Origin of the sequence: Thermocrispum agreste DSM 44070, assembly GCF_000427905.1 — a bacterium.
GTDB classification, from domain to species: Bacteria; Actinomycetota; Actinomycetes; order Mycobacteriales; family Pseudonocardiaceae; genus Thermocrispum; species Thermocrispum agreste.
The window spans coordinates 340,842-353,700 of sequence record NZ_ATYX01000007.1 but is presented as its reverse complement, the minus strand read 5'-3'; the positions used below and the strand labels follow the sequence as shown (position 1 = coordinate 353,700).

Here is a 12,859-nt window from a genome sequence, read left to right as displayed (position 1 = left end):
CACGCGTGGGGCAGCTCTGCGCTTCCCGGTCCGTGCGCACGGCGGCCATGGTGACCGGGTTCGGCGACTCTGCCCGTACGGCCTTCACCCCGGCCGGTCGGTACCACCGGACCATGCGCAAGGTTCGGGCGCGCATGCGTTCCATCTGCGGCAAGCGCTGCGCCGGATTCACGTGATTCCGGCGCAGCGCATTGTCATCACTTGTGATGAATTCTGCCCCGGCCGACGGGCGCTGCTGCCCGTAGGTTTCAGAATGATCGCGTTCGCTTACGGGCAAGAGTAGCTTTCTTCACAAACTCGACGATCTTCGTCGTGCCGTTGCACCTTTCCCGGGGGAGTTCATGAGGCGTCGACGTTGGGCGGCCGTGGCGGCATCCGCAGTGGTCCTGGCGAGCGCCGCGTTCCTGGCGGCACCTTCGCATGCGGGCGAGCGCGGCACGGCGTGGGTGACGGTGTGGGCGCAGTCGCAGGAACGCCTGGCCGGCAGGCAGCTCGCCAACCAGTCGGTCCGCATGATCGCGCACCTGAGCCAAGGCGGCCACGCCGTGCGATTCCGGGTGCAGAACACCTTCGGCACCGAGCCGTTGCGGATCGACCGCGCGACGGTAGGCGTCAGCGCTGGCGGGGCCGAGGTCGTCGATCCGCGTCCGGCGACCTTTGCCGGGAACAGCGCCGTCACCATCCCACCGGGTGGCGACGTCTGGAGTGACCCGGTCCGGCTGACCACCCGGCCCGATTCCGACATCGCCATCAGCCTCCACGTGTCCGGCACGGCCGTCCCGGGACAGCACAATTCCGCATTCCGCGAGAATTACTTGTCACCCGCCGGGTCCGGCGATGTCACGTCCGAACGTTCCGGTTCCTCGTACACCGAGAAGACGACGTCGACGTATTTCGTCAGCGCGGTGGACGTGCAGAATCCGAAGCTGCGCGGCACGATCGTGCCCTTCGGTAGCTCCGTGGTCGACGGCACGGGCAGCACCGACTGCGGTCCCGGCTGCACCGAGCTGGGGACGAACCGGCGGTGGACCGACGAGCTGGCGCGGCGCATCGTCCGTGAGGCGCCCGCGACCCGACAGTACGCGGTGGCCAACGCGGGCGTTGCCGGCACGACCAGCTCGGCCGCCTGCCCGTCCATCCCGGGCGGTGCCCGCGGGCTCGATGCGCTCGCCCGGCTCGAACGCGACGTCCTCGAGCTGCACGGCGTGTCGGCGGTGATCTACTACTACGGAACCAACGACCTCGCGTTCGGCTGCACGGACGAGCAGATCCTGGACAGCTACCGCGAGGTGTTCCGGCGCCTGCGTGCCGCGGGCGTCAAGGTCTACGTCACCCCGATCACGCCGCGCGCCTCGTACACCGAGCAGCAGAACAGGTACCGCCATGAGGTGGGCACCTTCGTCAAGCGCTGGAACAACTGCACGGACACCTGCGACGGTGTGCTCGACTTCGACCAGGTGCTCAAGGACCCGGTGCAACCCAACCAGCTCAATCCCGCCTACGACTCCGACGGTATTCACGCCAACATCGCCGGCCAGAAAGCGATCGCAGACTTCATCTCCATCCGGCTGATCACCGGCGGTAGTCGGTGATCGCGCAGCCCGGACCCGCAGGTGTGCCCGCGCGGCAGGCGAGTCGAGGTGCGGGGCGCTCAGGGACGGTGGCGCAGACGACGGGACGGACATCGTCCCGGACGTGGTCGATTGTGGCGGCCCGCTGAGCTACCGCACGGGGGAATTGCCCGGTCCGGGCCGGTGTGATGTGTGCTTGGTTGCCGGTGGCGGGGCAGCCAGGCGTCCAGGCCCAGGAGCCCGTGGGGGAGGGCGTGGGGGGACGGAAAAGCGACGGAGAAGACGACCACACAACAACGGGCACACGACAGGCGGCCGGGGTCGCTTGCCGCGTCCCCGGCCGCCTGTCGGTCCGGATACTGCGAAGCCGCGCCCCAGGTGCGGCTCGGCCGTCAGTCCAGCTCCTGCTCGATCGCGCGGACCTCTTGCTCGTTCTGCAGTTCCCGCATCAGGTAGTCGTGCCTGGCCGCGCGCAACTTGTCGGCCAGCTCGGCGGTCGCCCTGCTGCCCTGGCTCAGCACGTCGTCGGTGATCCGGTCGGCCAGCTTGTTCAACGCCGTCGACTGGTCCGCCGAGAACGTCGGCACCTTGGTGAACATCGTCGGGATGTCCGGCACGGTCTTGGCCTGACTGCTCAGATCCTTCAGATCCCCCGAAATGTCGTCCCAGAACTTCGCATGGTCGGTGAAGTACCTGGCGTCCATCACCAGCTCGCCGCGGTCCGGGGTGCCGTCCGGCGGCGCCGCCTTGATCGCGATCGGGGCCGGCCACCCCTGGTCGGTCTCCCGTTCGCTCAACGCGTCGATGTCACCGTTGAGCTTCTCGATGGCCAGCATGGCTTCGATCGACCTGTTGAGCATGCTGGCGAAGTCCTTGGCCTCGCGCAGTTCCTTCTCGGCGAGCCCGTTCACCACCTTGAAGCCCTCGTCGATCAGGCCCGTGATGGTGGAGAAGTCGGGCTTCTTCAACAAGCCGCCGGCGCCGCTGATGATGTTGGTGTAGTACTTGTTGAGCTCGACCGTCTGATTGGCGTAGGCCGCCAGCGTCTGCTCGATGCTGGCCAGGAACTTCGCGCTGTTGTCGATCAGCCCGCTGATCACCTGCCGCGCGCCGTCCGCCGCCCGGTTCTGCGACGACACGATCGCCCCGTAGGCGCTGCTGGCCAGCGGGCTCTCCCAGCCTTCCTCCGCCGTCGTCGGGATGTAGGCGGGGTCGCTGGGGATCGCCGCGCCGACCTTCTTGCTCAGCGAATCCCGGACGCGGAGCCACACCTCCAGCGTGTCGGCGACCTTCCGCGGCGTCTCCGCGATGCTGGAGACCCTGGCCTCGAACACCTCGTCGTTGGCGTTGGCCTTGCCGAGCAGCTCCCTGACCCGCTGCCTGGCTTCCTCCGCCCGCGGGTGGGGGACGTGTTCCTCGGTCCATCCCCCGCCCATGCTGAGCAGGACGTACCGCTCGAACCAGTTGTAGCGGGTGTCCCGGTACTCCACCACCGGCTTGGTGCTGCCGCGCGGGTAGAGCGTGTACTTCCACTGGTACAGGTTGCCGATGGCGGTTTGCAGCTGGTCCATGGCCGGCTTGGCCATCTTGGCGAGGTCGGCGTACGCCTTCTCCATGTCGGTGCACGCCTGCCTGATCTTCTTGATGGTGTCTTCGACCGACATCGAATCCTTCCGTTCCTCAGACGTGTCCGGCAGGCGTCATCCGGCCAGGAACTTCTCGCAGTTGGCCTGCAGCTCGGTGATTTCCTCCCACTCCGGATCGGCGGGACGGCCCTGGTTCAGGTGCAGGTCGCGCAGGGCCTCGCTGATCAGGTTCGACAGCATGGCCGCGCTGGCGTTCTCGAACACCTCCGGCGCGATCCCGATCATCGCGAAGCGCCCGTCGGCGTCGAAATCGACGCCCCAGCGTTTGTGCTCGTCCTCGACCGGCTCGGGTGGCTCCCATTCCGGCAGCTCTCCGGCGAGTGCTCGCTCGCGCCGCTGCTCCAGCTTGCGTTGCAGCAGGTGGAAGTTGTTCCAGAAGCTCCTGGACCGCTCCAGCTCCATCGGCCTGAGCTCGTCGGCCTGATGCCGCCGATCGGGCAAGTCCTCTCGCTGATCGGCTTCGTCCGGAGCCGGCAACGCGGCGCGGATGGTTTCGCTGAGCACCTTGCAGAACTCCTGTGGGTCCGGGTAGTAGCGCTCCCACAGCGGCGAGACGGTCACGCCTTCGATCACGTCGTCGCTAGCCCGGACCTGGAAGACCCCGCGCGGGTCGGACACTTCGGCCATGCTTGCTGACCCCCGTTCGTTGGTGCCGTGAGCTTTGCACAACGGGGCCCGGGCTGTGGTCATTTTGGACAAAGTTCATCGAAGCGTTGGCTTTGGCGCGGCGGAAAGCCGCGACCGGCCCGACGAAGGCGCGCAGCCGGGTAGCGGACAGGGGCCCGATGCCGACAAGAGGTGGACGGCGGCTCGTGTCCGCCTGCCAGCGCGGCATCGCGTGGGCGGGTGTATCGCGACCGATGAGTTCTGCCGGGCGCTGGGTCTACCCGTCACGACGACGTTTTCTCATCACCGGGAGACTCCATGGGTTTCATCGAGATCGAGCTGTTCACGACACTGGACCTGGTCGGCCAAGCGCCGGGCAGCCCGGACGAGGATCCGCTGAACTTCGCCTACGGCGGCTGGCAGGCACCACTGCTGGACGAGGCCACGGGCGAGAAGATCGCCGCCGCGTACGAACACACCGACGCCCTGCTGCTCGGCCGTCGCACGTACGAGATCTTCGCCGCCTACTGGCCGTATCAGCAGGACGGCGAGGACGCCGCGTTCGCGGAATTGTTCAACCGCATCCCCAAGTACGTGGCTTCGCGCGGTAAGCCCGACTTGTCCTGGGCCGGGTCGCAACAGATCGGCGCGGACCTGGTCAGCGAGGTGCGCGACATCCGGGCCCGCCACGAGCACGTGAAAGTGGTCGGCAGCCTGAACCTGGTGCAGACCCTGCTGGCCGAGAAGCTCTTCGACGAGCTCGGCCTGTGGGTGCACCCGATCGTGCTCGGCACCGGCAAGCAGGTCTTCGACGGTGGCGCGGTGCCGTCGAACCTGAAGTTGCTGGAGCCGCCCACGGCCGGCCCGGCGGGCATCGTGCACCTGCGCTACGGGCTGGCCGAAGGGGTGCCGGGCACCGGCGACATGGCTTCACGGTGACCGCTTCGGCGTCCACCGGGCCGGTTGTGATCCGTCGTTCGGTGACCGCCGTCAGATCATCATGTCCACGCACCACACGCCATCACGCCGCACGATGAGCGTCGTGCGGGTGGCGCCTGGCTTGCCGTCGTAGTTGAGCCGGATGCCGGCGCTCAACTTGATCGATGCGGTCGGGCCTGCGCCGACGAAACGAGCCTGCTGGTCCTCCGGCATGAATTCAGCGCGGGCACGACCGAGCCCTCGCAGGTGAGCTGTCCGCCGAGCTCGGCGTCGTGCTTGTTGAGAGCGTCCACCACCTGGTGGGCGACTGCTGTGGCTTGCTGGACGTATTCCTGCGGCATGTCGTCGCCGGATCGAGCGCGACGCCACGCTTGGCCGGGACCGGGCTGGGAGCGCTTGCGGCGGCTGACGAGCTCGCCGCAGCGGTGTCCTTGTCGTCCTTGTCGTCGCTCTTGTCATCGCTCTTGTCGTCGCTGAGGACGAACCGGGGGCAAGGCGACAGCGACGACCACGACTCCGGCGATGACGGAGACGATGAGGCCGGTGCAGTTCTTCCGCAGAGGAAGCTGTGCGCCGCCGCGGTATGGCTGCTGCGGGTGCTGTTGCGGACAGGGCTGCTACGGATGGTTGCAACGGTCCCCCTGGGCCAGGTGATGTGATGCGCGAGTCGCAGCTTGGAATGCGCGACCGCACCCGACGACGCGGCCAAGAAATCCGTGCCAACCATCGAGCAGCCGGAGATCACGGCGAGTGGTCGCAGAGGGCGGTGCCCGTCGACGGCGCTGTGCGGCTGACGCACCCCGGCCGGTCAGGGGTCACCCGGTCGGCTGGGCGGCGCGCTCCCGTTGCACCTCCTCGCGTACTGCGGGGGCGACTTCCTTGGCGAACACCTCGGTCGTCGTGGTGTCGTCGGAGACCAGCACGAACACGCTGGTGCCGTAGGTCAGCGCGAGGTCGGTCAGTTCTTCCACCCACTGGTCCGGTGGTCCTTGCAGGAACCCCCGGCTGGTCTCGGCGAACTCGCCGGTGATGTTCAGCAGCCGCCGGATGTCCCGTGGATCCCGGCCGACGGATTCCGCGGCTTCGTCGATGATCGCGCTGCCGGAGGCCAGGTGGTCGGGTCCGTTCGGCAGGTACTGGTAGGACGGCAACCAGCCGTCACCGATCCGGCCGATGGTGCGCAGGATGCGCGGCTTGTAGGCGCCGATCCAGATGCCCGGCCGATGCGCCGGAGCAGGGCCCCGCTTCATGCCGCGCACGGAGTAGTACTTGCCTTCCAGGGTCAAGCCGCCTCGCGTGTCGGTGTCCCACACCCCGCGAATGATCTGCACGGCTTCCTCGAGCGCCTCGATCGACTCGCCCGGCCGGAGCCGCCTGCCGCCCATCGACGCGATGGCGTCCCAGTGGCCTCCGGCGCCGAGACCGAGCTCGATGCGGCCACCGGACAGCCGGTCGAGCGTCGCCACACTGCGTGCGAGCTGGGCCGGCGGGCGCAACGGCAGGTTCGTCACGTTCGCGGTCAGGCGCACGCGTTCGGTGCGTGCCGCGGCGTAAGCGATGAGCGTCCACGTGTCGTGGAACCGGGCGACGTAGGGGTGGTCCTGGAACGTGACCAGGTCGAGGCCCGCACGATCGGCCACGACGGCTTGCTCGACCGCATGCCGCACCGGCTGCGCCGTGGGGGTGACGAAGGTGCCAAACAACAACTCGTGTCCGTAGTCGGTCATGCTGTTCTCCCCACGGGGTTCTCGGCAAGGGTGAAGTTGTCCCGGAACAAGCCGGTCGGGTCGAGCTCGGCCTTGAGCTTGCGCAGCCGCGACAGCACTGGGGGCGGGAACGCCTCGGCCACCCGCTGCGGGCTGGTGTCGCTTTCGAAGTTGAGGTAGATGCCGCTGAAATGCTTGCGCAGCTCGTTCCACCAGCGGTCCACCCGCTGGGGATGGCTGCCCATGGCGGTGATCTGGAAAGCCGCGTCGCGGTGGGCGAACGCGGTCTCCTCCGGTGCCACGTCGGCGATCGCGCCACCCATGCTGCGCAGCTGGAACCAGTGCACCGCGCCGCTGGCGAGCAGCCGAGCGCTGTCCTCGGCGAACTCCGGAGTGATGGACGTGACCAGGCCGGACCGCGAGACCGGTTCGCCGCGGCCCTGGTGCGGAGCGTCGGGGAACATGTTCATCACCGCCGCGTAGGGGGCGACCACCACTTGCTGCTGCACCAGGGGCGCGATCTGGGCGATCGGGCGAAGCTGCGCCAGGATCTCGTCCGGGTCGTCCGTCGCCACCATCGCCATCACCTGCGCGGAGCTGCTGTTCATGATGAGGAACGGTGTCGTCTCACGCGGCGCCGCGGTGACCGCTGCGCCGAACTTCAGCAGGAAGTCGGCCGGATCGGCCACCCAGAACGCCAGCTGTGCCCAGCCAACGTCGCTCACCTCGTCCACGGTGAATTCGAACCCGGTCACGATGCCGAAGCCGGCGCCCGCCCCGCGCACCGCCCAGAACAACTCGGGGTTCTCCGCGTGGCTGGCCCGCACCGTGGAGCCGTCGGCGAGGACCATGTCCACCGCCTGCAGGTGGTCGATGGTGAGTCCGTGCTTGCGGCTCAGGTACCCGATCCCGCCCGAGGTCGCCAGGCCGCCGACGCCGACGCCGCCGTAGTCGCCCGAGCCGAGCGCCCACCCGTACGGCTGCAGCGCCCTGGCGACGTCACGCCATCGGGCGCCCGGCCCGATGCGGACCAGCCGCCGATCCTCGTCGAGCACTTCGATGGCGTTCAGTGCGCCGAGATCGATCACCAAGCCGCCGTCATTGGTGGATCGGCCGCTGATGCCGTGCCCGCCGCTGCGAATCCCGAGCGGGACGTGCCGGTGCCGGTGGGCGAACGCCACCGCATCGACCACGTCGTCCACCGTTTGCGGGCGGAGCACCAACCCGGGCGCGCCGCCGCGCAGATAGGTCGAGCGAGTGGTGGGGTAGAGCAGGTCACCCGGCTCGACGGCGGTCGCCGCGAGGTTGGCGGGCAGCCCGTCGTAGTCGATGCCCGGCACCCGCTGGGCGCGCACCTCGGCACGCCGCATCGGGACGGGTGAGAAGCGTCCTTCCGTCATCGCGTGCTGAGCGGCCTCGTTCAGCCGCGGCGCAACCTCGCGCGCGAACCGCTCGAGCGCATCCGCCGGGGACCGCTCGTCGACCCGCAGCACGAACGTCGTGACTCCGTGTTCGGTGACCAGTGAAGCCAAGGTCTCGACGTCCTGCGCGCCGACCGTGTCCGGCAGTGTGACCACGCGATCCAGTTCGCGCTCGTCGCGGCCGGCTTCGGCGAGGGCTTTCGCCAGCAGCTGCATGGTCCGGGCCAGCTGCCGACTGTCTTGTCCGGGAACGCCTGCACGCCACCCGTCCGCTGCGTCCGCGGCTACCTTGACAGCGTTCGGGTCGTCCCCGCCGATCCAAATGCGCACGTCGTGCGCTGGGAGCGGGCCGGGCTCGGCCCCGGCCAGCCGGAACGCTCCGTCGTGGTGGACACGACGCTGCGAGGTGTCCCACATCCGGCGGAGCACCGTCACTGCCTCGGCGGCCGCCGGGCCCGGCCGAAGCTCCAGTGTCACCCGGCCCTTGCCGAGCACGTCGAGGCTGCCTGCCGCCCTGGCGAGCACCGCCGGACGGATCTCCGCCACGTCCAGGCCCGCGGCGACCAGGCCGATCCGTTCCGTGCGAGCGGCCGTCCAGCTGAGCAACGCCCAGGCGTCCAGGCCGCCTTCGGTGCTCGCGGCCAGTACGTAGTCGTAACCGAGCCGCTCCGCCTCGACGGCGCGCTCCACCGCGCCGGCGGGATCGGTGAACTCGCCGATGTCGACGCCAAGCCTGATCAACGCGGTCCGTGGCCTCATGTCCGCTCCGCTCTGTTGCGGCCGATGCTGCGTCGACCATGCTATGGCGATTTGGTTGATGTATCAACTAGATGTGGCGCGGACCGCGTGCACCGGGGTGGCCGGCCGGGGCCGCGCCTCGGCGATGCCGTCGACCACGCCCAGTTCCAGCAGGTCGCTCGGCCGGAGCCGCAGCGTCCTGGCCAGGTCGGGGACCTCGGCCTCCGGCCGCTTGAGGATGGCGGCCGCCAGCTCGGGAGCGATCACCGAGAAGTAGGCGTCCGGGGTGATCCACAGCCGGTCGGGGGAGCACGCGGCCAGCGCACCACCGGACCCGCCTTCCCCGATCACCAGCGTGGTGACCGGGACGCGCGCGGCCGCGATGGTGGTGAACAGTTCCGCGATCGCCGGTCCGACGCCCGCCCGCTCCGCCTCCGGGTCGGCGGCCGCGCCCGGGGTGTCCACGAGGGTCAGCACGGGCAGGCCGAGCCGGTCGGCCAGCCGCACGAGCCGCGTCGCGGTGCGGAAACCCGCGGGAGTGGTCCGGGTGCCGGTTTGCGCGGCGAAGGCGATGGACCGCCCGCCGCGACGGCCGACGCCGCAGAGCATCCCGCTGTCGACGCCACCCGCCCGGTCGCCGGAGATGTAGCGGCGGCGGTCGAAGTAGTCGTCGAGGTAAGCCTGGGCGCGTGGCCGCCGCGCGTCCCGGGTTCGTTGCACCGCCTGCCAGCCGTCCGCGGCCTCGTCGGCGCCGCCCAGCGCCCGCGGTACCTCCGCCGGTTCCGGCGAGCCGCCGGTCAGCAGCTCCAGCCACTCGGCCACGCAGGCACCGAGCTCGTCCGCGCCGACCACCTCGTCGACCTGCCCGGCGTGCCAGTGCGACTCGGCGGTGTAGACCGGGTCGTCGGCGTCCGGGCCCGAGCGGACCCGCCGCCCGGCGAAGGCGACCTGAGCTCCTGGCAGGGCCACGACGACGTCCGCCGACGATCCGAGGGTGGCCCACACGCCGCCGGTCGTCGGATCGTTCAGCACCGCCACGTGCGGCAGCCCGTGGTCGCGCAGGCGCACGCAGTGGTGGGCCAGCGTCTGCAGCTGCCGCAGGGCGACCATGCCCTCCTGCATCCGGGTGCCACCCGAGGCGATGAACGTGACCACGGGGAGCCGTTCCGCCACTGCCCGGTCGAAAGCGTCGGCGATCCGGGCACCGGCTCCGGCGCCGAGCGAGCCGCCCAGGTAGCCGAACTCGAAGTGGATCACGATCGCCTCCCGGCTGGCAAGACGACCACGGCCGCAGACGACCGCTTCGCTCGCGCCCGTCTGCTGCTCGGCGCGGTCGCGCTGGTCGCCGTATCCGGGCCAGCCGAGCGGGCCGTCGCGGCCGTGGTCGTCACCGGGGGCGGGGAGGGGGGTGAAGTCACTGACGACGTGGTCAAGCACGGAGCGCACGCTTCATCACCTTGCCCATGTCGTTGCGGGGGAGCGCGGACAGGAAGCGCACCTCGCGCGGGCGCTTGTGGGCGGCGAGCTGCTCGGCCACGTGGGCGATGAGCTCGTCGGCGCTCGGCCGCTCGTCCCTGGCCACCACCCAGGCGACGATGCGCTCGCCCAGGTCGGGATCCGGCTCCCCGGTCACCGCGACCTCGGCGACCTGCGGGTGGTCGAGCAGCACGTTCTCGATCTCGCCCGCGCCGATCTTGTACCCGCCGCTCTTGATCAGGTCGGTGGCACGCCTGCCGACGATGCGGACGTAGCCGTCCGGGTCGCGCCTGGCCATGTCCCCGGTGCGGAACCACCCGTCGTGCATGGCCTCCGCCGTGGCGTCCGGCCGGTTGAGGTAGCCGAGGAACAGGTTCGGGCCCCGCACCTCGATCTCGCCGACGGCGTCGGTGTCCTGCTCCGGGATGGGGTTGCCGTCGTCGTCGACCAGGCGGAGGTCGACACCCGGCAACGGCAGCCCGACCGTGCCGGGACGGCGGTCGCCGGAGAACCGGACGCTGCAGTTCATCAGCGTCTCGGTCATCCCGTAGCGCTCGATGACCCGCTGTCCGGTGAGTTGCTCGATGCGCTGGTGCTCGGTGGCGGGCAGGGCGGCCGAGCCGGACACCAGCAGCCGGGCCCGCCCGATCGCCTCGGCCATCTCCCGGTCGGCGGCGCAGTCCTCGGCCAGCCGGTGGTACATGGTCGGGACGCCGAACAGCATGGTGGCGTCACCGGCCAGCTCGGCCGCGACCGCCTCGGTGGAGAATTTCCCGACGTGGTGCAGGGTGCAGCCACGCCGCAGCGGGCCGACCACGCCGAGGATCAGCCCGTGCACGTGGAACAGCGGCAACCCGTGCACCAGCACGTCGTCCGCCGTCCACTCCCACACCTCGGCCAGCGCGTCCAGGTTCGAGGTGAGGGCGCGCCGGGGCAGCACCACACCCTTCGGCGGGCCGGTCGTCCCCGAGGTGTAGACGATGAACGCGGGAGTGGAGGCAGGCGGCTCGGCAGGCCACGGACCCGGCTGCGCGGGCGGGGTCAGCGTCACGTCGATGCGCGGCAGGCCGGCCAGCTCGCCCGGGAGCTCGGCACCGGGAGCGGCCAGCACCCGGTCCGGCTCGGCGTCGCCGACGATGTGCGACATTTCCCGCTTGCCGATCTTGGGGTTGATCGGCACCACCGCCACGCCCGCGGCGAGCGCGGCGACCACCGCGGCGCACGTCTCGGCCGTGGGAGTGGCCCAGACCGCCACACGGCGCAGTCCGGCCAGCCGGCTCGCCGTGCCGGCGGCGACGGCGGCGAGCTCCCGGTAGGTCAACGCCGTGTCGCCGAACCGCAGGGCAACGCGGTCACCGCGACGGGAGACGTCGGCCAAATCGGGTAGCAGGTGCGTGGTCATGCACATTCCTCCTAGCCCCAGCCGGGGACGACGAGAACCAGCCAAGCGGCCAGCGGCGCCACCGCGACGACGATCGCGCCGTAGCCCATCAACTGTTTGAAGAAGCGGTCACGGTCGACGTTCTTGGCGTTGGCGAGCACCAGCGCGCCGTTGGTGGAGAACGGGCTGACGTCCACCATGGTCGACGCGACGGCGATCGCGGCCACCATGCCGATGGGGCCGATGGTGCCTTGCGCCAGGAACGGCAGGGCGAGCGGGATCAGCGCGCCCATCAGCCCGACCGACGAGGCGAACGCCGAGACGATGCCGCCGATGTAGCACAACAGCACGGCCGCCAGCAGCGGGATGCCGACGTTGCTGACCGCGTTGCCGACGTACTCGATCGTGCCGATCTCCTGCAGCACGCCGACGTAGGTGAGCACACCGCAGATCAGCAGCACGGTCGGCCAGGTGATCTCGCTGACCGCCTTCCTGGTGCTGTTCGGCCACAGCACGCTCAACACCACGGCGATCGTGATCGCGGTCAGGCCGGCGTCCAGCTCGAACACCAGGGTGCTGACCACCAGTGCCACCAGGCCGAGCAGCGTGGCGATCTTCGGCGCGTCCAGCGGGATGCGGCGCTCGTGCGGCAGCGGGTCGTCCTGCCCGTCACCGCCGGAACCGGCCGACCCGCCGGACGGCACGTCCGAACCGGCGCCGACCTTGGCCAGCTCCCGCCGCGGCAGCCTGGTGCCACCGAGCACCACGTACAGCACGGCCGCGATGGCGGTGTTCATGATCAGCGACGCCAGGAACAGCACCGTCGGGCTGCCGGGCAGGTCGTTGCGCTCGACGATGCCGTTGACGATCGAGCCGTAGACGCTGATCGGGGAGAAGCCGCCGCCCTGCGCGCCGTGCACCACCATGGCACCCATCAGCAGCGGGCTGATGTCGTACCGGGCGGCGAACCCGAGGGCGATCGGGGCGACGATCGCGCACGCGGCCGGGCTGAGCGCGCCGATGGCGGTCAGGACCGCGGTGATCACGTACATCACCCACGGGATGAGCGCGATACGGCCACCGACCAGGCGCACCGCGGCGCCGACCAGCCAGTCGGTCGTGCCATTGGCGCGGGCGATGGCGAACAGGTACGTGACGCCGACCAACACGACGAAGATGTCGCCGGGGAAGCCGGCGAAGATGCCGTCGGAATCCAGGCCACCGGCCAGCGTGCCGACCAGGAAGGCGCCCGCGAAGGCGAGCGCGCCCATGTTGATCGACAGCGTCGTGGCCAGCACGAAGATCACGGCGAGGACGAGGATCGAGATCATTTCCGCGGACACGACCGTCCTCCTTGGCGTCGCCAACGGACTGG

The 12,859-nt window shown here is 70.0% G+C and carries 11 protein-coding genes; 3 read left to right on the top strand and 8 right to left on the bottom strand.

Features of this window, described 5'->3' with window-relative positions; translation table 11 throughout:
• Window positions 1–341 precede the first annotated feature (341 nt).
• A complete protein-coding gene (locus YWY_RS0105875; protein ID WP_028846852.1) occupies window positions 342–1,592 on the top strand; it encodes a GDSL-type esterase/lipase family protein in 1,251 nt (416 codons plus the stop codon).
• A gap of 371 nt (window positions 1,593–1,963) precedes the next feature.
• Here the strand turns inward: YWY_RS0105875 and YWY_RS0105870 are convergent, their stop codons facing one another.
• Entirely contained in the window at window positions 1,964–3,235 is a 1,272-nt protein-coding gene (locus tag YWY_RS0105870) for a hypothetical protein (protein ID WP_028846851.1), read from the bottom strand.
• A gap of 36 nt (window positions 3,236–3,271) precedes the next feature.
• Complete coding sequence (locus tag YWY_RS0105865; RefSeq protein WP_028846850.1) at window positions 3,272–3,844, bottom strand: hypothetical protein; 573 nt, start codon at window positions 3,842–3,844, stop codon at window positions 3,272–3,274.
• A 297-nt stretch (window positions 3,845–4,141) separates the two neighbouring features.
• On the opposite strand from YWY_RS0105865, the gene YWY_RS0105860 reads away from it, so the two are divergent.
• Window positions 4,142–4,762, top strand: a complete 621-nt coding sequence (locus tag YWY_RS0105860; protein WP_028846849.1) for a dihydrofolate reductase family protein — start codon at window positions 4,142–4,144, stop codon at window positions 4,760–4,762.
• A 51-nt stretch (window positions 4,763–4,813) separates the two neighbouring features.
• On the opposite strand, the gene YWY_RS23980 is transcribed toward YWY_RS0105860, so the two are convergent.
• Window positions 4,814–4,975, bottom strand: a complete 162-nt coding sequence (locus YWY_RS23980; RefSeq protein WP_156899114.1) for a hypothetical protein — start codon at window positions 4,973–4,975, stop codon at window positions 4,814–4,816.
• Between the two features lie 59 nt (window positions 4,976–5,034).
• Here YWY_RS23980 and YWY_RS0105850 point away from each other — a divergent pair, with 59 nt between their 5' ends.
• Complete coding sequence (locus YWY_RS0105850) at window positions 5,035–5,421, top strand: hypothetical protein (RefSeq protein WP_028846848.1); 387 nt, start codon at window positions 5,035–5,037, stop codon at window positions 5,419–5,421.
• 156 nt (window positions 5,422–5,577) lie between these two features.
• On the opposite strand, the gene YWY_RS0105845 is transcribed toward YWY_RS0105850, so the two are convergent.
• The 5 genes from YWY_RS0105845 to YWY_RS0105825 form a co-directional block, all read right to left on the bottom strand.
• Window positions 5,578–6,489, bottom strand: coding sequence for an LLM class flavin-dependent oxidoreductase (locus YWY_RS0105845; protein ID WP_028846847.1), 912 nt, complete (start codon window positions 6,487–6,489; stop codon window positions 5,578–5,580).
• Window positions 6,486–8,648 carry an LLM class flavin-dependent oxidoreductase gene (locus YWY_RS0105840; RefSeq protein ID WP_028846846.1) on the bottom strand — a complete coding sequence of 721 codons (2,163 nt, stop codon included), beginning with the start codon at window positions 8,646–8,648 and terminating at the stop codon, window positions 6,486–6,488. Before YWY_RS0105840 ends, YWY_RS0105845 begins: the two co-directional genes overlap by 4 nt.
• 63 nt (window positions 8,649–8,711) lie before the next feature.
• The gene (locus YWY_RS20510; protein ID WP_051309824.1) at window positions 8,712–10,073 is read right to left on the bottom strand and encodes a carboxyl transferase domain-containing protein; all 1,362 of its coding nucleotides are present in this window, start codon (window positions 10,071–10,073) and stop codon (window positions 8,712–8,714) included.
• Window positions 10,057–11,505 (bottom strand): acyl-CoA synthetase, encoded by a 1,449-nt coding sequence (locus YWY_RS0105830; protein WP_038044647.1) that lies wholly within the window; start codon window positions 11,503–11,505, stop codon window positions 10,057–10,059. Before YWY_RS0105830 ends, YWY_RS20510 begins: the two co-directional genes overlap by 17 nt.
• An 11-nt stretch (window positions 11,506–11,516) precedes the next feature.
• Complete coding sequence (locus tag YWY_RS0105825) at window positions 11,517–12,827, bottom strand: SLC13 family permease (protein ID WP_028846844.1); 1,311 nt, start codon at window positions 12,825–12,827, stop codon at window positions 11,517–11,519.
• Between the last annotated feature and the right edge of the window lie 32 nt (window positions 12,828–12,859).